22 protein-coding genes are annotated in these 23,597 nt (G+C 61.9%); 9 read left to right on the forward strand and 13 right to left on the reverse strand.

The features are described 5' to 3' along the window. Positions 1-215: 215 nt before the first annotated feature. On the forward strand, positions 216-938 hold the full coding sequence (locus tag ABLE86_RS03420) for a hypothetical protein (RefSeq protein ID WP_348777497.1): 723 nt from the start codon (positions 216-218) through the stop codon (positions 936-938). Positions 939-1,077: 139 nt separating this feature from the next. Here ABLE86_RS03420 and ABLE86_RS03425 read toward each other — a convergent pair whose 3' ends face one another. The 4 genes from ABLE86_RS03425 to ABLE86_RS03440 form a co-directional block, all read right to left on the reverse strand. Continuing rightward, positions 1,078-1,851, reverse strand: a complete 774-nt coding sequence (locus ABLE86_RS03425; RefSeq protein WP_348777498.1) for a hypothetical protein — start codon at positions 1,849-1,851, stop codon at positions 1,078-1,080. 321 nt (positions 1,852-2,172) lie between these two features. After that, a complete protein-coding gene (locus ABLE86_RS03430) occupies positions 2,173-4,713 on the reverse strand; it encodes an arylsulfatase (RefSeq protein WP_348777499.1) in 2,541 nt (846 codons plus the stop codon). A gap of 220 nt (positions 4,714-4,933) precedes the next feature. After that, positions 4,934-5,911, reverse strand: a complete 978-nt coding sequence (locus ABLE86_RS03435; RefSeq protein ID WP_348777500.1) for a formylglycine-generating enzyme family protein — start codon at positions 5,909-5,911, stop codon at positions 4,934-4,936. Between the two features lie 83 nt (positions 5,912-5,994). Continuing rightward, a complete protein-coding gene (locus tag ABLE86_RS03440) occupies positions 5,995-7,689 on the reverse strand; it encodes an arylsulfatase (protein WP_348777501.1) in 1,695 nt (564 codons plus the stop codon). A gap of 399 nt (positions 7,690-8,088) precedes the next feature. On the opposite strand from ABLE86_RS03440, the gene ABLE86_RS03445 reads away from it, so the two are divergent. The 8 genes from ABLE86_RS03445 (at position 8,089) to ABLE86_RS03480 (ending at position 14,963) form a co-directional block, all read left to right on the forward strand. Further along, complete coding sequence (locus ABLE86_RS03445; protein WP_348777739.1) at positions 8,089-8,325, forward strand: hypothetical protein; 237 nt, start codon at positions 8,089-8,091, stop codon at positions 8,323-8,325. A 469-nt stretch (positions 8,326-8,794) separates the two neighbouring features. Continuing rightward, positions 8,795-9,157, forward strand: a complete 363-nt coding sequence (locus tag ABLE86_RS03450; protein WP_348777502.1) for a hypothetical protein — start codon at positions 8,795-8,797, stop codon at positions 9,155-9,157. 213 nt (positions 9,158-9,370) lie between these two features. Then, a complete protein-coding gene (locus tag ABLE86_RS03455) occupies positions 9,371-9,730 on the forward strand; it encodes a VOC family protein (RefSeq protein WP_348777503.1) in 360 nt (119 codons plus the stop codon). A gap of 133 nt (positions 9,731-9,863) precedes the next feature. Then, the gene (locus ABLE86_RS03460; RefSeq protein WP_348777504.1) at positions 9,864-12,323 is read left to right on the forward strand and encodes a TonB-dependent receptor; all 2,460 of its coding nucleotides are present in this window, start codon (positions 9,864-9,866) and stop codon (positions 12,321-12,323) included. A gap of 104 nt (positions 12,324-12,427) precedes the next feature. Beyond that, a complete protein-coding gene (locus tag ABLE86_RS03465; RefSeq protein WP_348777505.1) occupies positions 12,428-12,871 on the forward strand; it encodes a hypothetical protein in 444 nt (147 codons plus the stop codon). 57 nt (positions 12,872-12,928) lie between these two features. Further along, positions 12,929-13,591, forward strand: coding sequence for a MotA/TolQ/ExbB proton channel family protein (locus ABLE86_RS03470; protein ID WP_348777506.1), 663 nt, complete (start codon positions 12,929-12,931; stop codon positions 13,589-13,591). After that, on the forward strand, positions 13,591-14,040 hold the full coding sequence (locus tag ABLE86_RS03475; protein ID WP_348777507.1) for a biopolymer transporter ExbD: 450 nt from the start codon (positions 13,591-13,593) through the stop codon (positions 14,038-14,040). Before ABLE86_RS03470 ends, ABLE86_RS03475 begins: the two co-directional genes overlap by 1 nt. Before the next feature lie 287 nt (positions 14,041-14,327). Beyond that, positions 14,328-14,963 (forward strand): TonB family protein, encoded by a 636-nt coding sequence (locus tag ABLE86_RS03480; RefSeq protein WP_348777508.1) that lies wholly within the window; start codon positions 14,328-14,330, stop codon positions 14,961-14,963. Positions 14,964-15,124: 161 nt separating this feature from the next. Here the strand turns inward: ABLE86_RS03480 and cyoD are convergent, their stop codons facing one another. The 9 genes from cyoD to ABLE86_RS03525 all read right to left on the reverse strand — a co-directional run bounded on the left by cyoD (position 15,125) and on the right by ABLE86_RS03525 (position 23,496). Further along, positions 15,125-15,538 carry a cytochrome o ubiquinol oxidase subunit IV gene (gene cyoD / locus ABLE86_RS03485; protein WP_348777509.1) on the reverse strand — a complete coding sequence of 138 codons (414 nt, stop codon included), beginning with the start codon at positions 15,536-15,538 and terminating at the stop codon, positions 15,125-15,127. Beyond that, the gene (locus ABLE86_RS03490) at positions 15,535-16,143 is read right to left on the reverse strand and encodes a cytochrome c oxidase subunit 3 (protein WP_348777510.1); all 609 of its coding nucleotides are present in this window, start codon (positions 16,141-16,143) and stop codon (positions 15,535-15,537) included. Before ABLE86_RS03490 ends, cyoD begins: the two co-directional genes overlap by 4 nt. An 83-nt stretch (positions 16,144-16,226) precedes the next feature. Next, positions 16,227-18,239 carry a cbb3-type cytochrome c oxidase subunit I gene (locus tag ABLE86_RS03495; protein WP_348777511.1) on the reverse strand — a complete coding sequence of 671 codons (2,013 nt, stop codon included), beginning with the start codon at positions 18,237-18,239 and terminating at the stop codon, positions 16,227-16,229. 2 nt (positions 18,240-18,241) lie between these two features. After that, complete coding sequence (cyoA, locus tag ABLE86_RS03500) at positions 18,242-19,171, reverse strand: ubiquinol oxidase subunit II (RefSeq protein ID WP_348777512.1); 930 nt, start codon at positions 19,169-19,171, stop codon at positions 18,242-18,244. A gap of 65 nt (positions 19,172-19,236) precedes the next feature. Then, complete coding sequence (locus ABLE86_RS03505; RefSeq protein ID WP_348777513.1) at positions 19,237-19,464, reverse strand: hypothetical protein; 228 nt, start codon at positions 19,462-19,464, stop codon at positions 19,237-19,239. 68 nt (positions 19,465-19,532) lie between these two features. Beyond that, positions 19,533-20,981, reverse strand: coding sequence for an aldehyde dehydrogenase (locus ABLE86_RS03510; RefSeq protein WP_348777740.1), 1,449 nt, complete (start codon positions 20,979-20,981; stop codon positions 19,533-19,535). A 219-nt stretch (positions 20,982-21,200) separates the two neighbouring features. Beyond that, positions 21,201-22,766, reverse strand: a complete 1,566-nt coding sequence (locus ABLE86_RS03515) for an FAD-binding oxidoreductase (protein ID WP_348777514.1) — start codon at positions 22,764-22,766, stop codon at positions 21,201-21,203. Beyond that, positions 22,763-23,113, reverse strand: coding sequence for a cytochrome c (locus ABLE86_RS03520; protein ID WP_348777515.1), 351 nt, complete (start codon positions 23,111-23,113; stop codon positions 22,763-22,765). Before ABLE86_RS03520 ends, ABLE86_RS03515 begins: the two co-directional genes overlap by 4 nt. Before the next feature lie 17 nt (positions 23,114-23,130). After that, entirely contained in the window at positions 23,131-23,496 is a 366-nt protein-coding gene (locus tag ABLE86_RS03525) for a twin-arginine translocation signal domain-containing protein (RefSeq protein ID WP_348777516.1), read from the reverse strand. Between the last annotated feature and the right edge of the window lie 101 nt (positions 23,497-23,597).

The following is a 23,597-nucleotide window of genomic DNA, read 5'->3' on the forward strand; positions in this document are numbered from 1 at the left end:
GGGGCAGATGAGACGCAAAAAGAGCCCGCCACCTCGGAGAGAAGACGATTTGCTTGCAACCGGTGGGTGGCCAGCGCGTTACACCGGAAGGACCAAGGCGCGCACGACAAGGCAAGATGCGGCCGCGAGAACTCGGCTACCCGGAGGGGTGTCGAGGGTAGACCAGACTTCACGACCGAACGACATCGGGCGCACCTCGAAGAATGGAGGTTCCCATGTCAATTGTCTCAAGTTCTGAAAGCACCTTCCAGGAAGCTGCAACATATGGCGGACTGGTCGATGCCATTGGCGGCGTAGCGACCATCGTCCTGGCCATAGTCGCCTTGTCCGGTTTGGGCCAGCCCATGCTGGCCGCCGTTGCCACGATCGTCTTCGGCGTGGCCCTGCTAATACAGGGCGGCACCATGCTGACGGAATACACCAAGCTGCTTGGACCGGCTGGCGCCGGCGGCGCGACCGAGGAACTGACGGGAGGCGGCGGCATTTCGGCGCTGTTCCTGGTGGGAGCAGCTGGCATCGTGCTTGGTGTGCTTGCGCTTATCGGCATCTCTTCGGCCACTCTCACGGCTGCGGCGGTCATCGCGTTCGGAGGTGCGCTGCTGCTGAGCAGCAATTCGGTCTGGCATCTTTATCGAGCAAAGCAGGCCCGGTATCGAAGCGGGGCTGCCCGGGAAATGTCGGCGGCCGAGTTCGTGGCCGGTGAAATGGCGGCGGGTTCTGGGGTTCTGCAGTGCCTTTCAGGTCTTGCCGCGATCGTCCTCGGCATTCTTGCGGTGACCGGAACAACCCCCTACGTGCTCACCCTCACGGGCCTCCTCGTTCTCGGGGCCACCGTGCTCATGACCGGCAGCACGCTCAGTGGCACTGTCATGGGCTTCATGGAGCCGAGCGCAAAGACCAGAGGCGAGTTCCCCGCACGGCCGGGCGCGGCCGAATAGGCAAGTTCTTAGCTAGGTTGGCGCCACAGAAACACCCGTCGTCAAAGGCGTTTCCGGCTGGCCGCAAACGAGGCGCTTGGGACGGTCACCGCGGCCGTCCCAAGCGATTAGTCTGGAGCCAAAGCGGACCCGCACTCCGTCAAAAGTGAATGCCGAGGCTTGCGAAGAGGCCGTGCTGGGTCACGTCGAAGACAAAGCCGCCTTTTCTGTAGTCGGTGTAGATGGCTCGGTAGCCCAGGGCGGTCGATATCGTCTCAGACCAATTATAGCCCACGGTCGCGAAGCCCTGCGCCGTTATCTTCGAACCGGCACCGAAGCCGCCGACATCGCCGAGCGCGTTGATGAACCAGCGATCATTGATGTCGTAATGCATGGCAAGGCCTACGGTCGGATCGACCCACTGCTTCACGTCCTCGCCGCTGAGCTGGGGCAGTCCGCCGGGGCGCTGGAGATCAATGTTCATCGTCAGACGCTGGTAACGCGCGCCGACAGTTGCGCTGAGATCCATGTTGGGCACGCCGACAGGCAGCTGGTAGCCAAGCAGGGCCGAAGCCGTAAGCTGTCTTAGATCCAGATCGATCGAGCCGCCGTCGGGGGTCGACTTGTCCTCCGAAAGCTTCACCCACATCAGATCGGCAAGCAGCAGCCAATCATCCTTCCTTGCGCCAAACGAGCCCATGAGGGCTCCGTCGAGATGCCTGAGGGCGTCCAGGGGCGTCACGTTGATGTGGGTTGGCGGCAGGCCGAGAACCCCGACATCACCGGTGACGCCAGCTGCCCAGCCATAAAGCGTCAGCTGGTAGCGCCATTCCGAAGGGACCGGGGGCGGCGGCGCCGTTTCGAGATCGGCCGCCGTGACAGGAGAGGTGAAGATCGTCAGCGAAGTCAGGCATGCAAGGCCAATCGCTTTCATGTCGGTCCTCGTTCGGGGCCAGGAGTTCGGCGCAATAGACGTTCGCGTCTACCGTGCGATCAAATGAGACAATTCAAAATTCCTCTGCTCCCGCAGAGTGCTTCTTCTACCATGTTATTTGGCATGCACAAATAACGGCATTGATTATCCGACAGAAAGCATCACCGAATTTCGGGTCACCGCGACGGCGAGGCGGGAACGGCTCATGTGAGTTCCGGCGGGGCAGCTTCTTGCTCCGCCGGACAGCACAACCGCGTCGGACGACCAACCGCTAGCCGGCTCGAACCCGGTCGCGGCCCTCGCGTCCAAAATCCGGAACCGTCACTTCGCGTCCTGTCCGGCGCGGTATGCATCCGACAGCCGCTTCTCGTCCTCCGGCGTAAGATGCGGGGGCTCGAGGGTGATCGTCAGCTTGTCGATCTTGCCGGTGAACGGGAATGGGACCTGATAGTTCTGGTCGTCCACCGGGGTGCCGGTATCGGAACCGATATCGAACGTCTCATCGATCGGCAGTATCAGCGGGATGGTGCGTTCCATCATCTGCGATGAAACCTCGCGGCCGTCGATCTTCAGCACACCGGTGCCGCCGCGCCCGATGCCGCTCAGATTGTTGAAGGCCAGGGTGGCAAAGCCGAGCCCGTCATATTTGAAATCGAACTCGATGGTGTGCTTGCCGGGCGCCAGCGCCTCGGGGCCCTCCCAGTGCATGCGTTTGAGGTCGAGAAGGTTCCAGGTGAACATCGGCTTGCCCTTGAGCAGGTATAACCCGTAGCCGCCGAACCGCCCGCCTTCGGTGACGATCACGCCTTCGGCGCTCGATTGCGGCACGTCGATTTCGGCCTTGATCGTATAGGAGGTGTTGAGCAGGCCGGGGGCGGCATTGTCCGGGATACCGGTCACGCCCTCGCCCGAATAGGTGAAGACCTTCCGCCCTGCCGCGAGATTCGGCCGCGGGGAGACGACGCGCGTCGCCACGGACGCGTCGAGCGGCAGCACCTGGTACTTGGCGAACTGGCCGAACATCAGGTCGGTCATCTCGCGCATCTTGTCTGGATGGTCCGCCGCAACGTCGTTGTTCTGCGTCCAGTCCTTGCTCGTATCGTAAAGCTCGAACTTGAAGGCGCTTGCCGGGTCCAGGATGGCCTTGCCCAGAAGATCCCAGGGCGGACGAATGGGAACGGCGCTCAGCATCCAGCCGTCATTGTACAGCCCCTGCACGCCGAACATCTCGAAATACTGCGTCTTGTGTGCTGTCGGTGCGCCGGCATTGGCCTTGTCGAAGGTGTACATCATGCTGACCCCTTCGATCGGCTTCTGGGCGATGCCGTCGACCATTGAGGGTGCAGGGATGCCGGTGGCTTCCAGCAGTGTCGGCACGATGTCGATAACATGGTGGAACTGATTGCGGACGCCGCCCTTGTCGGTGATGTGTCCGGGCCAGGATATAGCCATGCCCTGGCGCGTGCCGCCGAAGAAGGACGGGATCTGCTTGGTCCATTTGTACGGCGTACCGAAGGCCCAGGCCCAGCCCACTGCCATGTGGTTGTAGGTCTTGTCGCTGCCCCAGGCGTCATACCATTTCATCTGCTCGGCGACAGGCAGTTCCACGCCGTTGAACTGCATGATCTCGCTTGGGGTGCCGTTGGGCGAGCCTTCCGCGGAAGCACCATTGTCGCCGCTGATGTAGATGATCAGCGTGTTGTCGAGCTTGCCGAGATCCTCTACCGCCTGGACGACGCGGCCGATCTCATTGTCGGCGTATGCGAGATAGGCGCCATAGACGTCCGCCTGACGGATGAACAGCTTCTTCTCGTCCGGGTTCAGCGTATCCCATTGCCTCAGCAGCTTGTCGGGCCAGGGCGTGAGTTGCGCATCGGCAGGGATCACGCCGAGCCTCTTCTGGTTCTCGAATATCTGCTCGCGCAGGGCGTTCCAGCCCTTGTCGAACAGGTGCATGCCGCTGATCTTCTTGATCCATTCCGGCGTCGCATGATGCGGGGCGTGGGTGGCGCCCGGCACGTAGTAGAGGAAGAACGGCATCGATGGATCGATGCTGTTCAGCTGATTGAGCCAGTGGATGGCGTCATCCGCCATCGCTGTCTCCAGGTTCCAGCTTGGGTTGCCCACATAGGGGTATATGGCCGTGGTGTTGCGGAAGAGGTTGGGTTGCCACTGGCTGGTGTCGCCGCCGACAAAACCATAGAAATACTCGAACCCCATTCCGGTAGGCCACTGGTCGAAGGGGCCCGCCTGGCTTGCCTGGTAGGTCGGCGTATTGTGGTTCTTGCCAAACCAGGACGTCCGATAGCCGTTTTCGAGCAGGATACGCCCTATGGTGGCGCTGTCCTTCGGGATGATGCTGTTATAGCCGGGAAAGCCCGTCGATTGCTCGGAGACCACCCCAAACCCGGCCGAATGGTGGTTGCGGCCGGTGATCAGCGCCGCCCGGGTCGGCGAGCACAACGCCGTCGAATGGAAGTTGGTGTAGCGCAGGCCATTGGCGGCGATGCGGTCCAGGGTGGGCGTCGGGATAACTCCGCCGAAGGTGGACGGCGCGCCGAAGCCGACGTCATCGGTCATGATGAGCAGGACGTTGGGAGCACCCTTCGGCGGCACCACGCGCGGCGGCCAGGCCGGCTTCGATTGGGCCGCGTTGAGGTTTATCTCGCCCTGGAAGGGTTGCGGCGGCGGCGGCAGGTAGCGGCCGTCGATCGTCGACGTTGCATTGGGGGCGCCTGGAACATTGGGCGCTTCCTGCGCAATCGCCGGGGTCGATGCCGCGCAAGCCAGGCCCCAGACCAGTATGGAAACAGACGCAGCCTTCTGGCTTACGTTGTGCAAGAGACGGCCAATGGTACCCATAGATTCCTCCATGAGCGCAGGTCCGCCGCCACGGAATTCCGCGTCCCGTTAATATATCGCCCCCTGCCCTTCAAGTTCGATCCGTTGTGTGGGCTCTCGAGGCAGTCTGTGGTCTACAGTCCAGTCATGCAGCCGGAATGGCCAATCAAATCAGAAACTCTCCCGATGGTTCCATCGACCGGCGGTCAGACAGTTCCCATCGGAGCATCGACACCATCGCTTACCCCTGCGCTCCTCTTGCGATGCATCTGAAGCCCAGATGCGAAATGGATGTATCGATCGGCTGAGCCATGCGGGCCGCCGGCCGATAGCGACGGCAATAGTTCGGCGCGCAGAGATGAGAGCCTCCCTTGGTCACCTTCCGCGGTATCCGCGTGCCGGGCTGTCGCGGGTCGACACTCGCCTCCCTGCTGGCGCTGCGCGGGTTCACAGCCGTGCAGCAGGGGCTGTCCGCCCGGCCGTGCTCCTGATACCAATCGGCCGTCCATTGCCAGACATTGCCTGCCATATCGTAGAGGCCATAGCCGTTGGGGGGAAACGAGCCGACCGGGGCCGTGTATTCGAAGCCGTCTTCCAGCGTGTTGCGGTAGGGAAACTCGCCCTGCCAGGTGTTGGCCATATGCTTGCCGCCGGGCGCAAGCTCGTCGCCCCAGACGAATTCGGCGCCCTCCAGGCCGCCTCGGGCCGCAAACTCCCACTCGGCCTCGGTGGGCAGCTCCTTGCCGATCCATTTTGCGTAGGCCTCGACGTCTTCCCATGCGACATGCACGACGGGATGGTCCATCAGCTTCCTGATCGAGCTGGCGGGGCCTCGCGGGTGGCGCCAGTTCGCCCCCTTCACATAGACCCACCAGTTGTAGTGGTTGTGCATGTCGACCGGGGCCGATGGCCTTACGAATATGGTCGACGACGGCGCGAGCATTCCCGGGAGCGCGCCGGGATAGTCGTCCGGATTGGCCGGCCTTTCGGCCAGCGTGACGTAGCCGGTCTCCTCCACGAAGCGCGAGAACTGCCGATTGGTGACGGTGAACATGTCCATCCAGAAACTGTCCACACAGACCCGATGGGCCGGAGCCTCCTCTGGATAGTGTCGATCCGAGCCCATCAGGAACTCGCCGCCGGGCACCCAGACCATGTCGGGAAAAGGTGCCTGGCCGGCAGCGGCACCGGGGTTGTTCAGCTTTGTGCTTTTGTCCATCGCCACCTCACCATGGACCCCAATTTCAATCGCGCGGGCGCCTCGGGCCGGCGGCTTGCAGGAGCCCGCCGGCCTAGCGGGCGTCAATTGCCCGCTTGCGACTTCATTGCCTTCTCGATCTGCGCCTTGACGCTCTCCAGATTGAAGCTCGCCCCCCTCTGCATGGGAGGAAATTCGAGTGCCGTCTGCGCAAGCCTCGCGACCTGCTGCTGGGCGAACTGGAAGCGCCAGAACTGGTAGACGAAGTAGTTGTAGAAGGCCAATGAGCCCCTATCGCCGCTCGGCATGCCGGTGCGCTCGAAGGGGTCAAGACGGAGGTTGGTCAACATTGGCCAATCAAGCTTGACGGTACCGCCCAGCCACCCGGTCGGCTGGTCGGTGAAACGATACTTGAAATCGTCGATCCGTACCGCGGCCAGCGTGCTCTCGGTGAAATAGAAGATCTCGTGGCGAGCCGACGGACCTTTCCCGGTTATCAGATCCATCTGGTTATAGCCGTCGAGATGAACCTTGTAGTTGGTCTCGCCCAGCTGCTTGCCGGCCTTCAGCTCTTCCGCGATATTCGGATTGCCGGCGGCCGCGACGAAGGTCGGGAACCAGTCGAGGCCCGAGATGATGCTGTTCTCGATCTTGCCTGCCGGCACATGACCGGGCCAGCGGATGATGCAGGGCACCCGGAAGCCGCCTTCCAGTCCCGTTCCCTTGCCGCCGGCAAACGGCGTCTGTCCGCCGTCTGGCCAGGTGAAATTCTCGGCCCCGTTGTCGGTCGTGAAGACGACGATGGTGTTGTCGTCCAGGCCGTCGTCCTTCAGCTTCTGCATGACCGAGCCGACGACATCGTCGAGCTGTGCCATGCCCGCCTCCTCCTCGCTCCAGCCGTTTTCGGGCTTGCGCATCTTCTCGTATTTTTCGGAAAGGTGGGTCACCACGTGCATGCGCGTCGGGTTCAGCCAGACGAAGAACGGCCTGTTCTGCTGTTTCGCCTGATCGATGAAGGCGAGAGTGAACTTCAGGATCTCGTCGTCCACCGTTTCCATCCGTTTTGGATAGAGCGGCCCGGCGTCCTCGATGCGTTGCTTACCGATCTTTCCCCAGCGCGGCTGCACCGTCGTGTCGTCGGTGGCGGTCGCCCAGGAGTGGATCATGTTGCGAGGCCCGACCGTGTCGCGGAGTTCCGGCGGGTAGTTCGGGTGCGCCGGATCTTCCATGGCGTCGAGGTGATAGAGATAGCCGAAGAATTCGTCGAAGCCGTGGACGGTCGGCAGGAATTCGTTGAGATCGCCCAGATGGTTCTTGCCGAACTGGCCGGTGTTGTAGCCCATCGACTTGAGCGCCGTGGCGATGGTCGGAGCCTGCGCCGGTATGCCGAGCTTTGAGCCTGCCTGGCCGACGGTGGTGAGGCCGGTGCGGATCGGCAATTCCCCGGTTATGAAGTTGGCGCGACCGGCGGTGCAGCTTGCTTCGGCATAGTAGTCGGTGAACAGCATGCCTTCGCTGGCCAGCCTGTCGAGGTTCGGCGTCCTGCCGGCCATGATGCCGCGGTGATAGGCGCCCACATTGAACCAGCCGATATCGTCCCCCATGATGCAGATGATGTTGGGCGGCCTGTTGGCTGAAGTGTCCGGGGCTTCTTCCTGCGCCTGGGCAATCCGGACTGAACTGCCGGTTCCGATTGCTGACGCGGCTGCAAGCGCCGTGCCGCCGAGCAAGACGCTGCGCCTGTTGACGACAGCGTCGGTTGCCTCGCTTCGACGGCCTTCTTCCTGCTTGCTGGACATCGCACGCTCCTTCGATTGAGATCACCAATTTGAGTTGGCAGGCATGCTCCCTCTCCTGGGCATTCCATCGAAATGCGCGATTGCTTTGCTTGTTCGAGCTCCCTTCGGCCGCTCACTGCTTCATGCACCCGCACTGATCGGGGGCGCCGCTTGTTCGAGCCGGATGGCCGGTTGTTCCGGCAATGGCAGCTAGTTAGTGCGTTCCCTGCAAAGGGAAATAGACGTCGCCGGGCGTTCGCCGCTGCGATAACCGCTGCCGCCCCGACGTGACGAACACTTTTGCTCCATGCAGATTGGATCATAATTGCCCACGGCTCGTTTCAGGGAATGGAACCCGAACAGCCTTGCCGAATTGCAAGGACTGATGCCGCGAGCGGAATCCCTTAGATGGAGGCAAAGATGCCCAACGACTCAACCTGCTGTGCAAGCTGCCGCTTCTATGACGATCACAAATTGAACGAGGCAGTGGCCAATAACGATCGCGGTCTTTGCCGCTTCAACCCACCCGTGTCCCAGCCTGATCCGCTAGGTCATGGACTCTGGCCAGTGGTCGCCGCCGATGACTGGTGCGGCCACTTCTCGCCTGAATTTCTGCACGCCGAGGCAAGGCCGACCCAGACAATGCGACCAGTATGAACTGGTCCACTGTCAATTTCGGCAAATCTTCGTCGTATAAAAAAACGTTCTTCTTCTGAATGAACTCGTCACTCATCCGTCGTCTCACCCGAGGCGGCGGGCTCTTTTGCGCGCAACTATCTTGCGTATTGGCAACCGAACAGCGCTTGTCTTGCCAAGCGGCGGAATGAGCGTACTATGATCGGGTCTCCGGCCAATTTCTAGGGCGCCGGCGATTGGAAGAGATCATCGCGCTTTCGCCCCAATTGGAGAAAGCGTATGGCCCGCCCAACATAGATCCTCCTCCCCCGCAATATCCGAATCATCGTGCAGCCCGCGTTTGAACGCGTCCGTTGTGGCGTCTGCCCCGTTGCGGGGTGGAAGTGCAACGCCTTGGCATTAAGGCACGCAATCCTCTGAAGACGGGCCACATCAGGAAAGCCGCGCCTATCAGAGAGCCCCCCAGGCTGAAGCCTAGAAAGGAGATGGTATGCGTACCTATCTCTCGACCAATCCCCATCAACGCGGAAATCTTGCCCCCGAAGAATTGGACTTGCTCGACAAGCTGATCCGGCGAGCAGCCGAGGCGCTGCACATAGATGATCCCGCCGATCGCAACGAAGTGGCGGCGAGGGTTTTGTCGCTCTACACCCTCGGCGGCAGAAGCGAGGAAGACATCCTCGAGTTGACGATCCGCCTGCACCGGGAAGGCTTCGCGCCCGGCGGCCGGCGCTCGGATAGCCCGCCCCCCAAGCGGATCAGGACCGAGCGGCAGCGCCGTCGCCTGACGGAAGAAGACAAATCGGCCGGCGCAGCACCCGCTCGCCAGGATCGCCAAGCCCTTGAGCGCTGAAGCCAGTTCGTTCGGCCTCGTCCCTCACGCCCTCCTGAAGTTCAAGCAGTGCTCCTCCTCGGCGTTCCACCGGCGCGGCAGGAGGGAGCGAGCCCTCGGCTACCTGCCGGGGGCAGCGAGCGGATCCTATGAAGACACAGGAGTTTGGTGCAAACTAGCCAGCGGAACTCACACGGGTTGCCCGAAACCGGCAGCCTTTCAGAGGGGGACAAAATGGCAGTACACCGCATCGTCGCGAACATTGCCGCAAACGCAGTCCCGGAGGTTCGGAAATTCTACTCCGATCTCTTCGGGCTCGAGACGATAATGGATCTGGGATGGATCGTCACGCTGACCTCCCGCGAGAATGCCCTCACCCAGATCAGCATCCTCAGCGAAGGCGGCTCCGGCGCTCCTGTTCCCGACCTGTCGATTGAGGTCGACGATGTGGACGAGGTGCATCGTCGAGCAAGAGAAATGGGATGCGAGTTCGTCCACGATTTGACCGACGAGCCATGGGGCGTAAGGCGCTTTTTCATCTACGACCCGACGGGAAAAATACTCAACGTGCTATCGCATGTTGGCCAGACATAGCCGGCAAGCGCGGATTGCGTTCTAGTATAGCTCCTCCCATCGCCTGCGGATTCAGGCTTGAGGCCCGCAATTCGAAGAAGTAGCGTTGATCATTGAGCGTCGAAGCTCAGTTGTTGCGGGTGCGTGAGGGGGCATGGGAACTTCACTGCAGCGACTATTCTTCATCGTTGGCGCACAATGTGTCATCGTCAGCTCACCCTCACTTGCCCAGCAGGCCGGGCAGACGCTCAAACTGCCACCGATCGAGATCAGCCCCGAGAAGCCCGCAGCCTCCACGGCGAAGAAGCCAGTTCCCCAGGCCCGTCCGCCAGCGCCACCTCCAGCGCCGGCCCCTGCGCCGCTTCCCGTGGCGGCCGAGACCGTGCCGACGACGCCGGTGACGGGTACGGAGGTTCTGTCTGCCGACGTCCCGGCAGCGGTCAACAAGATCGACGCCAAGGAGTTCGAAAAGCAAAGCTCACCCAGCGTGGTCAGCACCATGCTGGTCAACGTACCGAGCGTTTCGAGCACTAGCGAAAGCGGCAACTCATTCGAACCGGACCTGCAATTCCGCGGCTTCATCGCAACGCCGCTGACGGGAACTCCCGTCGGCCTTGCCGTCTACCAGAACGGCGTGCGCATCAACGAGGCGTTCGGCGACAATGTCCATTGGGACTTCATTCCGCCCGACGCCGTCCATACGATGGATATCGTCACCGCCAACCCGATCTTCGGCCTGAATGCGCTCGGCGGCGCCGTCACCGTGCAGATGAAGAACGGCTTCAACTTCCAAGGCGTCGAAAACGACTTCGTGGTCGGGTCGTTCGGGCGGGTTCAGGATTCCTTCCAATGGGGCAAGCAGGACGGCAATTTCGCCACCTATCTCGCCCTCGACGGCGCCTACGAAAGAGGCTTTCGCGAGCGCTCGTCGTCAACCATCCGTCGCCTCTACGGCGACGTCGGCTACAAGGACGACAAAAGCGAAATCCACCTCAACGTCACGGCGGCGCACAACTTCTTCAATGCGCCGGCCACGACACCGGTTGTGCTGCTCGACCAGGACTACAGCGCCGTCTACACCAATCCCCAGACCGACGACCTGCTGATGGGGATGATCAGCCTGCAGGGAAACACCAGGCTGACCGACACGCGGACGCTCTCCGGCACGCTCTACTTCCGGCACCTGACAGACCGCCATGTGGACGGGAACGACACGGAAGTACAGGTCTGCGATCCCCCGAACGAAGACCTGCTCTGCTTCGGCGACGGCGAGACGCCCGCAAACGGACTGAACGGCGAACAGTTGCCGAACCTTTTCTTGCCGACGGATGTCATCGGCGAGATCGATCGCAACAACACGCGGACCAATGGCTGGGGCGGCACAGTCCAGTTGGCCGATACCGCCAAGCTCAATGGCATGAACAATACCTTCGTAATCGGCGCTTCGCTCGACATGGCCGGGACGAACTTTGACGCCAGCGCAGAACTCGGCACGGTCGATCCCGACACGTTCGTTGTCACCGGAAACGGTCAGTTTCTCGGCTTTACGAGCAGCCCGGAAGGGTCGATCGGGCCAGTCGAACTGCACACCACCAACACCTATCTCGGCATCTACGCGCTCGACACGCTCGACGTGACGACAAAGCTCTCGCTGACGCTTGGCGGCCGTTTCAATTTCGCCAATATCGATCTGAAGGACCTGCTCGAAGGCGGTCCCAGTTCGCTCAGCGGCGATCACCAATATGCCCGCTTCAATCCGGTGATCGGTGGGACCTACAAGATCACACCCCAGATGCTGGCCTATGCCAGCTATTCGGAATCGAACCGTGCGCCGACACCGCTCGAACTGGGCTGCTCCGACCCCAACCTGCCCTGCGTCGTCGACACTTTCCTGGTGTCGGACCCGGATCTCGATCAGGTCGTGTCCCGCACGGTCGAGATGGGGCTGCGCGGCAGGACGACGCTCTCCGGCAAGGACACGCTCGGCTGGCGCCTGGGGCTCTACCGGACCGAGAACTCGAACGACATCCTGCACGTCGTGGCCCCCATCGGCCTCACCTTCGGCTATTTCGCAAATGTCGGGAAGACACGTCGACAGGGTCTGGAGGCGGCGGCGGATTACAAGAATGGCGATTGGTCGGTCTATGCGAGCTACGCCTTTGTCGACGCGACCTACCAATCCCCCGTGACGCTCAACGCGCCTTCCGGCGATCCGGCTGGCGACGAGCCGATCCATGTGGTGCCGAGCGACCACATCTCCCGCATCCCTGCTCACCACTTCAAGCTCGGGCTCGACTACAAGGTCAACGACAAATGGACGGTCGGCGGCAATGTGATCGCCGTCGGCAGCCAGTTCTTTGGCGGCGACGAGTCAAACGTGAACCCCAGGCTGCCCGGCTATGCGACCGTCAACCTGAACACTACCTACCAGATCACCAAGAACATGCAGTTCCATGCGCAGATCGAGAACCTCCTCAACACCCGGTATTATTTGAACGGCACCTATTTCGACAACACGACTTCCCTCGGCAGCCTGATCGGGGGCAGCAACACCGACACGGTGACGCCGGGCAAGCCCTTTGCCGTCTATGCAGGATTGAAGGTCACCTTCTGACCCTTGCCGAAACGGGTTTCTTGAACAGATTAACTCAAGCACGATGAGTGCGCCTTTTTGAGAGGTCTGCTTTTCTTGAGATCATTTCAGGCAAGGGGAAAGCAATGGTTGGAAGTCATTGCCTGTCCGGTATCTTTGCCGTGGCGCTCGCGGCTGTGCTCGGACCAGCAATATCCAAGGCTGCCGCGCCTTCCGCACCCAAGAAGATTTCGGTCGAACTGAACAAGCTCGAACCCGTCGGCAGGGGCTGCCGCGCCTATGTCGTGGTCGATAATGCCACCGATTCCGCCTACACGGTGCTGAAGATCGACCTCGTCCTGTTTCGTCCCGACGGTGTGATCGACCGGCGCATTGCCATCGACCTTGGGCCACTTCCAGCGACCAAGAAGGACGTCAAGACCTTCGACTTGGAGGCTACGCCGTGCAGCCAGATCGGAAGCATGTTCGTCAACGACGTGCTGGAGTGCAGATCCGGCGAGCAGGACATCTCCGACTGTCTGGACAGGATCGCGGTGTCATCGCGCGGGCCTGCCACACTGTCCAAATAGCAACGCCATCGGCGACCGGGGGTCGGAAACCTTCCAGAGATTGCGGAGTTGATTGGCATGGAATCCAGCCTTTCGGTCATCGATCTCGTCCGCCACGCAGACCCGGTGGTTCAAGCCATCGTCCTCGGCCTGGCTCTCTGTTCCGTCGCCTGCTGGGCGATCATCATCGAAAAGCTCATCAGGCTCACCAGCCTGCGGCGCCAGATCAGCGCATTGGAGCAGCTTGCCGCGCATGGCGGGCGTGGCGCCGGGCAGCTTCCGGGCGTCGCGGGGGCGGTGATGTCCGCCGCCCGGAGCGAACAAGCCGATCTCGCCGCGGGTCCCGCACCGCCCTACGAAGCGCGTTCGCGGATCGAGGAAACCATGCGCGCAGCAATGCTCATCGAGTTGCGGCGACTCGAGGGTGGCCTGCCGTTCCTGGCGACGATCAGCTCCGCCGCACCCTTCATCGGCCTTTTCGGAACTGTCTGGGGCATCATGACCAGCTTTGCGTCGATCGCGCAATCGCAAGACACCAGCCTCGAAGTCGTCGCGCCCGGCATTGCGGAAGCGCTGTTTGCAACCGCCGCCGGGCTGGCCGTGGCGATACCCGCCGTCATCGCTTTCAATCAGATATCGGCGGTGCTGGGCCGCGCCGCCCAGAGTGGCGGTGCCGCAATTCCTCCCATCGCCAGGGCCCTTGCGCGCGAGGGCGCAAAGAGCTTTGCGGAGATCGACTGATGGCCATGTCGCGTCGGCAAGCGTTCGGTGGCCGCGACGGTCTCGTCTATCGCCCCTCGGCCGAGATCAACGTCACACCGCTGGTCGACGTGACGCTGGTTCTGCTCATCATCTTCATGGTTGCCGCACCGCTGATGATGACGGGCGTGCGCGTCGATCTTCCGCGCACCAGCGCCGAGAAGATCGGACAGGTGAAGAAGCCGGTCATCGTCACCGTAGCGCCGGATGGCAGTGTCTATCTCCGCAATGAAAAGATCCCGCCGGGGGATCTCGCTGCCCGACTTGACGCCCTGCGCGCCGCCGAAGGCGATGCCGTGGTGTATATCCGCGCCGACAAGGGCACGGACTACGGCACGGTGATGGAGATGCTGGGCCGCGTGAACGCAGCCGGTTACAGGCGCTTTTCCCTGCTTGCGCAGGCACCGGCAAAGGCTGCGGCCTCGCCGTGACACGGCGTCCTGGCTCCGGGCCCTGGCAAGCGGCACGCCTGGTTGCCATCTCCCTCTCCCTTTTGGCGCATGGCGCGGTTGCGGCATGGATCTTCAGCGCTTCGGGTCCGCCCGCCGAATCCCGATCCGACTTTCAGATCGAGGTGACGACGGTCCCGCTCGTGGACGAGCCCATCGAAAGCCAGCAGGCAGCGCCCCCAGAGATCCCGCCCAGCCGAGAGCAAAGTGAGGTTCCGGCCGCGAGTTCTGAAACAGTTCCGCAAGCGGCGCCCGGTTCGCAAGACCAGGTGGTCGAGAGCAAGGCCCCGCCGGCCACTTCCGACAGCGGACCAACGAAGACGGTTCACTCCATCCCTCCGTCGGAGCAATTGTCGGCCAGCCGCAACCTTTCGGAGGCCCCCGCGGCCACGCCCGAGCCGCCATTGGTATCGGAAAGCGCCACGCCCCTGGAGGCACCTCGTTCCCCTGCTCCTCCCGAGGTTACAACGAAGTCTGAAGCCGCACGGCCCGAGACGCCGCGCAAGAAAACCGCGCCTCCGCCTGAAGAGAAGACCCGCGGCCGCGCCAACGAAAGGGAGAAGGCGACCACCGCGCAACGCCGGAACAGCCGACCTGCCCTCCCCGCTGGCGGCAAGGCCGATGCACGCGCCCAGGCCAGCTACATGGCGGGCGTTGCATCACGCCTTCTTGCGCGCAGGTACTTTCCCACCGGTGCGCCCTCCGGGTCGGTGGTGGTCAATTTCAGCATTGCCCCCTCCGGAAAGCTGACGAGCCGCAAAATTGCCCGCAGCTCCGGATCGCCGATCCTCGACAAGGCGGCGCTGCAGATCGTGGAAAGAGCTGCCCCGTTCCCGCCCTTTCCCAAGGGCGTCACCGCGCCCCGCCTCAACTTCAGCGTGCCGATGAACTTCAACCGGAAATGATGGCGTCGGTCCGCCCCAGGATCGCGCCTGGCGGCGCTCGGCGTCCGCTGACCGTCGAACGCGCTCCGCAGCGCCCCTCGTGGATCACGCCAAAGAAGAAAGAAAAATCTTCCCGGCTTCCATTCCCAGGCGCTCCTTCGGCCCGCTTGCTTCTCAGGCCCCTATCTCTGCATCTCCATCAGCTGCTCCATTGGCATCATATTGTAGCTGAGGTGACCCATGATCCAGACCGATCCGATGACGATCAGGAAGACAACCAGGGCGCCGAAAGCGAGGGCCAATACGTTGTTCGTGTTGTCCGGGCCTGTCGTGACGTGAAGGAAGAACACGAGGTGCACGCCCATCTGGGCGATAGCGAGCACGACCAGCGCGACCGGAATGGCCGGCGCATAGATGATGCTTGAATCCACCAGAAGGAAAGACGCGACCGTGAGCACGATGGAGAACCCGAGGCCTATGTTTGCGTTTCGCACCCAGTGACCGGCGCTCTCCTCCGGTGCATCGCCAGGGGCGTGATCTTCCCGATCGTCCAGGACACCCGTGTAGAGATGAGGATCGGATTCAAAATGGCTCATGCGATGCTCCCGATCAGATAGACGACGGTGAAGATGCCGATCCAGACGATGTCGAGGGCATGCCAGAACAGGTTGAAGCAGATCAGCCGGTGTACGATCTCTGGCCGAAAGCCCTTGACTTGCACCTGTGCCAGCATGGTGGCGAGCCACAGCCCGCCGGCGGTGACATGCAAGCCGTGCAGACCCACCAGCCCAAAGAAGGACGTGAGCATTCCGCTGCGCTGGGGCGTTATCCCTTGCATGTCCAGTTCAATGAACTCCTGCAACTCGAGAAGGACGAACGCCAGCCCAAGGAGACCGGTGATGAGCAGGAAAATCTGCGTCCACGTGCGGCTCCGCGCGTTCATTGCCGCGTAGGAGAGCATGCAGGTGTAGCTGGACAGGAGCAGTGCCGCCGTCTCCAGCGCCACTCGGTTGAGGTCGACGATTTCGGAAATCGTCGGGCCGCCGGCCGTCGCTCCCCGCTGCACGGCGAAGGCCGCAAAGAAGCAGGAGAACAAGACGACGTCGCTGAGCAGGTAGATCCAGAAACCATAGCCGACGATGATGCGCTTGCGGGCGGGGCCCGTTTCGCCATGGCCGGCGCCCACGATTGGTTCCGCCATTCCGTGGGCGCGGTGCCCCAGCCGGTGAGGGTCTTCACGGACGCGTCGGATAGTCTCTATGCTGGCGGGCAGCCCGGTATACGTCATGTCAGGACCTCATGCCTGCCGAGTCTCTCGAGCAAGGCTGCGCGGGCCGCACGGCGGTTCCGGTCCACGCTGGCCACCTGCTCGGCCGGCACCTCGAATTCCTGGACGTCCCGCCAGGCGAAAATGACGAAGCCCGCGAATGCCGCCACCAGCGCGACAATCGCGAGCCACCAGATGTACCAGACCATCGCAAAGCCGAAGACCGAGGTGAAAAACGCCGTATAGAAGCCAACCGGGCTGTTCACCGGCATGTGGATAGGCTCGTACTTCGGCTCGGGGGACAGCTGCTGGGACTCCACCGCGCGCAGCTTGATGCCCCAATAGGCCTCTTCTCCTTCGACGTCCGGCATGACGGCGAAGTTGAAGAAGGGCGGGGGCGAAGGCGTGGCCCATTCGAGGGAGCGGCCATCCCAGGGATCGCCCGTCACATCGCGAAGCTTCTCGCGGTCGCGGATGCTGACCACCAGCTGCAGGGCCTGCGCGATCACCCCCAGAACGAGTATTCCGACGCCGATCACCGACACGTACAACCAGGGCCGCCACGCCTCGATGTTGATGTGCTGCAGGCGCCGTGTCATGCCGAGCAGCCCTAGAACATAGAGCGGCGTGAACGTGACCCAGAAGCCGATAAAGGCGAACCAGAAGGCAGCCTTGCCCCAGCCTTCATGCAGCCGGAATCCGAAGGCCTTGGGAAACCAGAACTCGAGGCCCGCAAAGATTCCGAACACCACCCCGCCGATGATGACATTATGGAAATGCGCCACCAGGAACATCGAGTTGTGGGTCACGAAGTCCGCCGGCGGTATGGCGAGCAGCACGCCGGTCAGGCCGCCGATGATGAAGGTGAAGATGAAGCCCATGGACCACAGCATGGGAACCTCGAAGCGCACGCGGCCGCCATACATGGTAAAGATCCAGTTGTAGATCTTCACCCCGGTCCCGACCGCGATGATGCTCGACGAGATGCCGAAGAAGGTGTTGACCGCCGGTCCCGCGCCCATGGTGAAGAAGTGGTGCAGCCACACCATCATGGAAACGATGCAGATGAACAGGGTGGCGGCGACCATGGACCGGTAGCCGAACAGCGGCTTGCCTGAGAAGGTCGAGAAGACCTCGGAGAAGATGCCGAAGGCCGGAAGGACCAGGATGTAGACCTCCGGATGCCCCCAGGCCCAGACCAGATTGACGAACATCATCGGGTTTCCGCCGGCGGTGTTCGTGAAGTAGTGCCAGCCGAGATAGCGATCCAGCGTCAGCATCGCGAGGGTGGCGGTCAGGATCGGAAAAGTGGCGACGATCAGCAGGCATGAGGCCAGAGCGGTCCAGCAGAACACCGGCATGCGCAGATAGCTCATGCCGGGACAGCGCATCTTCAGCACCGTGGTGACGATGTTGATCCCCGTAATGAGGGTGCCGACCCCGGAAATCTGTACGGCCCACAGGTAATAGTCGACGCCGACGCCCGGCGTGTAAGTCGTCTCGCTGAGCGGCGGGTAAGGCAGCCAGCCGGTGCGGGCGAACTCGCCGATGAACAAGGACACATTGACGAGCAGGGCGCCGCTTGCGGTCAGCCAGAAGCCGACCGAATTGAAGGTCGGGAACGCCACGTCGCGCACGCCAAGTTGCAGCGGGACCAGGAAGTTCATGAAGCCCAGCACCAGCGGCATCGCCCCGAACAAGATCATGATCGTGCCATGGGCCGTGAATATCTGGTCGTAGTGCTCCGGCGGCAGATAGCCGGGCGCATTGATGGCAACCGCCTGTTGGGTGCGCATCATGATGGCGTCGGCAAACCCCCGGATCAGCATCACGACCCCCAGCAGGCAGTACATGACGCCGATGCGTTTGTGGTCGACGCTGGTGATCCACTCGTGCCAGAGATAGGGCCACCAGCCCTTCACCGTGATCAGGACCAGAACGCCGAAGGCGATGAGAATGACGACCACGGAGGTGATCAGCGGGATCGGTTCGGAAAAGGGGATCGCTGAAAGGTCGAGCTTGCCGAACATGGTCAGTCCTTTCCGCCAGTCGATATTTCACGCCCTGCGTGCGTCGGGGCTTCGGGCTGCGGTCCCGGGCCTGGCGCTATTTCCTGGGTGGCCACGGCATGGAACAGCTGGGGATCGATCCCGCCGTAGGTCGAAGGGGGCACGCGTTGGGTCTGCTGCAGGAGTTCGGCATAGGCCGCGCGGTCGAGGACGGGGCCGGCGCCCCGGACGCTGCCCACCCAAGCCCCGAAGTCCGTGCCAGGCACGCTCTTCACCTCGAACTGCATGTCGGTGAAGCCGTCGCCGGAAAACTGAGCGGAGATGCCCCAGAGCTGCCCGGGGTCGTCGGCCTGCAGGTGCAACTGCGAGACCATGCCTGGCATGGCGTAGATCATCGAGCCCAGCTGGGGCACGAAGAAGGCGTTGAAGACGCTCGCCGAGGTGATCGAGAAATGGACCGGAGTTGCCGCCGGAATCACCAGCTGGTTGACGGATGCGACCCCCTGCTGGGGGTAGATGAAAAGCCATTTCCAGTCGAGCGATACGACCTGCACCTCCAGCGGCGAGACTTTGGAAGGCAAGGGCCGGAACGGGTCGACCTTGTAGGTGCCGATCCAGATCAGGCCGCCGAGAAACATGATGGTCAGGGTCGGGATCGACCAGACGACTGCTTCGATCCGCCCCGAATAGGACCAGTATGGGAGGTATTCCCCGCGCGGTTTCGACGCCCGGTACTGCCAGGCTGTCCAGAAGGCCAAAAATATCGTCGGAACGACGATGGCCAGCATGACGACCGTGGCATTGATGAGGATCGTGGCGTTATCCGCGCCGACGGGGCCGAGCGGGTCCAAAACGCCGCCGGAACAGGAGGCAAGCCCAGTGCTGAGCAGACACGGCAGCCCACCGCGGCAGGCACGGCGCAGAGCATTTTTGGGGGGCTGCAACCAACCCATTCGGGAGCGCCCTTCCTACTGCGGACCAACACTCCAAAAATTCGCCGCCTGACTTGCCGGCCCATTCACCGCCGGTTGATGGCCAGATCGCTACCAGATCCGAAATGGCCCATGGCCGCGTGCGGCCACGATTTTCGACAGCGCGAGCAGAGGAAGCAGATCGGTACTTTACCATAATTGGCGCCGATCAAACCAGCCGCTTCATGGAGCCAAGCAGGTTGGCGGACGTCAAACTGCTGACGGCGGCAGGCGCCATTTCGAACGCCGGGCTGTGGTTCCACCGCGGTCGTCATCGTCTCTCCTGTTTCCGGCACAGGCAGAAAATTCCACTTATCCCGCTGTGCAAATTTCCCGAGCTTTCTCAGAACGGGTAAGGCTGATGCGGGTCTTCCACCGTGATCCAGCGAAGATCGGTGAATTCGTCAATCGCGGCTTTCCCGCCGAAACGACCATATCCGGAATTCTTGACACCGCCGAACGGCATCTGCGCCTCGTCATGCACCGTGGGGCCGTTGATGTGGCAAATCCCCGACTGGATCTGCGCGGCAACTGCCATGGCTCGCCGAACATCACGGCTGTAGACGGAAGACGACAGCCCGTATTCCGTTTCATTGGCGATCCGTATGGCCTCGGCCTCGTCCTTCACACGAATGATCGGCTTCACCGGCCCGAAGGATTCTTCTTCGAAGCTGCGCATTCCCGGCTTCACGTAGTCGAGCAGCGTCGCCTCGACAACCGACCCGGTGCGCGTTCCGCCAGCCACCAGCCTGGCACCCTTCCCTACCCCATCGGCGATCAGCTCTTCCATTTTCGCAGCCGCCTGGGGCGTGATGAGCGATCCGAGAACAACATGACCCCGCGGATCTCCGGCCGGTAGCTCGCTGGCCCTCGCTGCCAGCTTTTTCACGAACTCGTCGGCGATCTTCTCGTCTACTATGATCCGTTCGGTCGACATGCAGATCTGGCCCGCATTCGCAAACGCTCCAAAGATCGCTCCATTGACCGCAGCATCGATGTCGGCATCGTCGAGCACGATCATCGGCGCCTTGCCACCGAGCTCGAGCAGGGCCGGCTTGAGGTGCCGGCCGCATAGCTCGCCAATGATGCGGCCGATCCTGGTCGAGCCCGTGAAGTTCACCCGTCGCACCTCGGGCGCTGCTATCAAGGCTTCCACGACCTCGGCGGCGTCCTCCGGTGCGTTGGTGATGACGTTCACCACCCCGTCCGGAAGACCGGCTTCAACCAGCGACCGACCAATGAGAAGATGCAGCCCGGGGCAGGCTTCCGACGCTTTCAGGATTACGGTGTTGCCGCAAGCAAGCGCCATCGCGATGGCGCGAGTGCCCAGGATGATAGGGGCGTTCCAGGGAGCAATGCCAAGGCAGACCCCCGCCGCCTGCCGCACCGCCATCGACAAGATGCCGGGCTTGTCCGACGGAATGATTTCACCCTGGACCTGGGTCGTCATGCTGGCAGCTTCGCGCAGGATGTCCGCCGCAAGCATTGTGTTGAAGCCAGCCCAGGAGGCAGTGCCCCCCGTCTCTTCAACCATGATACGGGCAGCCTCATCGGCTTTTGACGAAAGGACGTCGGCGGCCGTCATCAGCAACCTGCGGCGTTCTCCGGGGCCAGTCCTGGACCACTCCGGAAAAGCTTCCGCCGCTGCAGCCACGGCGGCCTTCACATCGTCCAGCCCGGACGCAGGCGCACGGCTCGCGACCTTGCCCGTGTACGGATCGAAGCGCTCATAGGTCCTGCCGGACCTGGCCGGCACGAACTCGCCACCAATAATCTGTTGAAGTTCCAACATGTATCGTTCCCTTTGCGTAGTGGCCGAGACCTTCGGCATTGATGGGAGCTTCGAGGCCACCACCATTTCGAAATGTTTGCCCCATTGATCTGTTTCAACGGATCGCCCCGGGCGAGGAACTGACACGACCGTACCTCTGGCGCATCCCGCCGTGTCACACGCGGTGACAAGCTGGCGGCATGTCGCGCCGGAACGTGACCAACGCAACCCCAAAAGGCTTCAGGCGACGATGCCCGATTTGCCGGGCGCGATGATGCCTTTCGGATCGAGGGCGCGTTTGAGTGTCTGGTTGACCTGGCGTTGAACCGGACCGTAACAATCTGCAACCTGATCCATGAACTCGTTGTTGGTCCGGTACACGGCGTAGCCGCGCTTGCGGAACTCCTCGATGAGTTCAGCCATGCAGGCATGTGCGTTCTTGGTGTCTTCCTCGTCAGTCTTGTCGAAAAGCAGGTCGATGATGTGGTGCATGTCGCGCATGCCGACGATGTATTCGCCGCAATAATCGAAGCCCCATTTGTTCAGGATTTCCGTGGCCAGCTTGGTCTGGGCCAAGGTTTCGGAGCCTTTGGCGACGGTCACGGGAGCGAACCACATCGAGCCGCCGCCCCCACGCCAGCGGTATAGACCGAACTCTTGCAGGTTCATGCCACCGCGCATCAGGGCCGCACGGTAGTCGAAGGGTTCGGTGCCTGCCGCCTCTGCCTCGGTGATGATCTTGCCTTTGCCGTGCGCGTTCACGGCATCGAGCACGATCTGCCAGTTCACGTCGACCTGTTCCTTGGTGCCGTAAAGCGCCGCATAGATGTTCCAGGCGCCGAAGCCTTCTTCCTTTTTCATCTTTTCGATGGCGTCCTTCGGCATGGCGCCTGTGCCCTCGTAATATTTGGACCGCGGAAAGACAGCGGAAGCCTCGTAGAGGACGTATGCGAACACCACTGCGTTCGGGATCGTTCCGGAAATGCGCAGCGGACGCATCATGTCCACGATCGTGGCGATGTCGTCATCGTCGGGAAACTGGATGCAGAACGGCTTGTAGACCGGCGGCTTCGGCATGAGCCAGAGACCGAGCTTGGTGACGATGCCGAAATTGGACTGGGTGAAGATGCCGTCGAGATAAGGTCCGAAGCCCCATTTGAACACCTGCCAGGCATGCGTGCCCTCGACGCCGCCCATGGCGGTGCGCAGGACTTCGCCGTTGGCGAGAACGACTTCCATCCCGCATTGCATCATGAAATGTTCGCCGTAGGGGGTGTAGCCTACCCCGCGCTCCAAGGTGTTGCCGACGGGCGAGGCGATTGCCGAAGGTGCCGGGCACGAGACCCACAGAGGTATGTTCTTCTCCTCGAGATAGTCGACCAGCTGCTGATACGTCACCCCCGGTTCGAGGAGTGCCGTGCCGAGCTCGGCATCGACCTCAAGGATCTTGTTCATGTGACGGAAGTCGATCACAACCTGGTGACGGTGGCCTTTTGCGTTTCCCGTGCCGTAGGTGCCGTAGCCGAAATTGCGCCCCGTCGAAGTCGGCCAGACCGGAATGCCATGTTCGTCGCAGACCTTGACGATGGCCTGGACCTGCTCGGTGGTGGTGGGCTGAAGAACCGCAGACGCCGCATATTCAGCGTCTTCCACGGGCATCATGGTCTTGTAGTAAGGGGTGAGGCGATCTTCCTCCGTCAGCACGTTGTTCTGCCCGACGATCTGCTCGAATTTCGTGATCGCCGCCAGGAAGTCATCCTTGCTCACGCCTTGCGGCACGACCGGCACTTCGCGCTCTGTGCTCATTGGGGCGTTCCTTTTGCCTGGGCGGCGACATAGGCTGCCAGCTCGTCGAGCGTGGCATTGTCGATCATGGATTCAGTGAAGGCGGGCATCCCCGCGAAACCGTTGCGAACGAAGTATTTTATGGTGTCGGCGTCATACCCCTTGCTGAAGAATTCGGGCCCCACAGCGTCCGGTCGACCGGTATGGCAGCGCGCGCATACTTTTTCGAAGGCTTCCTGACCGGACTTGAACATACGGCGATCGTCCAATCGCTCAGCGTTCCCATCCTGGGCGATGGCAGCAAGGCCGGACAGATTGAGCATGACCAAAGCGGCGATCGAAACCCCGAGTTGCTTGCCAAGTGTCATTTCGCACTCCTGTGCGGCTATGCGGCCTTCACAACGACGCTGTAGGACGCCCCATGGCGGACAGGATCCACTACCGCCCTGCCTGCCTCGTTCAGCGCCGCCTCAAGCAGAACTTGCGTGGCATGATCGATGTTCGCCACTATGCGCAACCCGGACGGGGAGCCGAACAAGCTTCTCATCGTCTTGTAACGTTCGAGTTGAGGGCCCGAGAGACGAATATGCCGAAGCGCCTGTTTGGCAGGCGCGATCGGCGTCTCGACACTGTCGATCGTAACGACGGGACTGGCCGGTTGCGCGGCCACAGGACTCTTGGAGAAAACGCCCGTCGCAAGTGCGGCAGCGACACCTGTCAGGCCTTGGAGAAAGATGCGCCTTGAAACCATGGCTCGTCCTCTTGCCTGCAGTTTACAGGAGAATGCGCGAAATTAAAATTCGAAGTCTGCATCGATGCGCCATTTGCAACGGCTCTGGTTGCGCCCAGCAC

This window comes from Mesorhizobium sp. KR2-14 (genome assembly GCF_040049255.1).
Taxonomy (GTDB): Bacteria; Pseudomonadota; Alphaproteobacteria; order Rhizobiales; family Rhizobiaceae; genus Pseudaminobacter.

What these genes read in the sequence shown, in the direction of transcription:
- ABLE86_RS03420 (WP_348777497.1), top strand. Translation starts at nt 216, where the DNA reads ATGTCAATTGTCTCAAGTTCTGAAAGCACCTTCCAGGAAGCTGCAACA.
- ABLE86_RS03425 (WP_348777498.1), bottom strand. Translation starts at nt 1,851, where the DNA reads ATGAAAGCGATTGGCCTTGCATGCCTGACTTCGCTGACGATCTTCACC.
- ABLE86_RS03430 (WP_348777499.1), bottom strand. Translation starts at nt 4,713, where the DNA reads ATGGGTACCATTGGCCGTCTCTTGCACAACGTAAGCCAGAAGGCTGCG.
- ABLE86_RS03435 (WP_348777500.1), bottom strand. Translation starts at nt 5,911, where the DNA reads ATGGACAAAAGCACAAAGCTGAACAACCCCGGTGCCGCTGCCGGCCAG.
- ABLE86_RS03440 (WP_348777501.1), bottom strand. Translation starts at nt 7,689, where the DNA reads ATGTCCAGCAAGCAGGAAGAAGGCCGTCGAAGCGAGGCAACCGACGCT.
- ABLE86_RS03445 (WP_348777739.1), top strand. Translation starts at nt 8,089, where the DNA reads ATGCCCAACGACTCAACCTGCTGTGCAAGCTGCCGCTTCTATGACGAT.
- ABLE86_RS03450 (WP_348777502.1), top strand. Translation starts at nt 8,795, where the DNA reads ATGCGTACCTATCTCTCGACCAATCCCCATCAACGCGGAAATCTTGCC.
- ABLE86_RS03455 (WP_348777503.1), top strand. Translation starts at nt 9,371, where the DNA reads ATGGCAGTACACCGCATCGTCGCGAACATTGCCGCAAACGCAGTCCCG.
- ABLE86_RS03460 (WP_348777504.1), top strand. Translation starts at nt 9,864, where the DNA reads ATGGGAACTTCACTGCAGCGACTATTCTTCATCGTTGGCGCACAATGT.
- ABLE86_RS03465 (WP_348777505.1), top strand. Translation starts at nt 12,428, where the DNA reads ATGGTTGGAAGTCATTGCCTGTCCGGTATCTTTGCCGTGGCGCTCGCG.
- ABLE86_RS03470 (WP_348777506.1), top strand. Translation starts at nt 12,929, where the DNA reads ATGGAATCCAGCCTTTCGGTCATCGATCTCGTCCGCCACGCAGACCCG.
- ABLE86_RS03475 (WP_348777507.1), top strand. Translation starts at nt 13,591, where the DNA reads ATGGCCATGTCGCGTCGGCAAGCGTTCGGTGGCCGCGACGGTCTCGTC.
- cyoD (WP_348777509.1), bottom strand. Translation starts at nt 15,538, where the DNA reads ATGAGCCATTTTGAATCCGATCCTCATCTCTACACGGGTGTCCTGGAC.
- ABLE86_RS03490 (WP_348777510.1), bottom strand. Translation starts at nt 16,143, where the DNA reads ATGGCGGAACCAATCGTGGGCGCCGGCCATGGCGAAACGGGCCCCGCC.
- ABLE86_RS03495 (WP_348777511.1), bottom strand. Translation starts at nt 18,239, where the DNA reads ATGTTCGGCAAGCTCGACCTTTCAGCGATCCCCTTTTCCGAACCGATC.
- cyoA (WP_348777512.1), bottom strand. Translation starts at nt 19,171, where the DNA reads ATGGGTTGGTTGCAGCCCCCCAAAAATGCTCTGCGCCGTGCCTGCCGC.
- ABLE86_RS03505 (WP_348777513.1), bottom strand. Translation starts at nt 19,464, where the DNA reads ATGACGACCGCGGTGGAACCACAGCCCGGCGTTCGAAATGGCGCCTGC.
- ABLE86_RS03510 (WP_348777740.1), bottom strand. Translation starts at nt 20,981, where the DNA reads ATGTTGGAACTTCAACAGATTATTGGTGGCGAGTTCGTGCCGGCCAGG.
- ABLE86_RS03515 (WP_348777514.1), bottom strand. Translation starts at nt 22,766, where the DNA reads ATGAGCACAGAGCGCGAAGTGCCGGTCGTGCCGCAAGGCGTGAGCAAG.
- ABLE86_RS03520 (WP_348777515.1), bottom strand. Translation starts at nt 23,113, where the DNA reads ATGACACTTGGCAAGCAACTCGGGGTTTCGATCGCCGCTTTGGTCATG.
- ABLE86_RS03525 (WP_348777516.1), bottom strand. Translation starts at nt 23,496, where the DNA reads ATGGTTTCAAGGCGCATCTTTCTCCAAGGCCTGACAGGTGTCGCTGCC.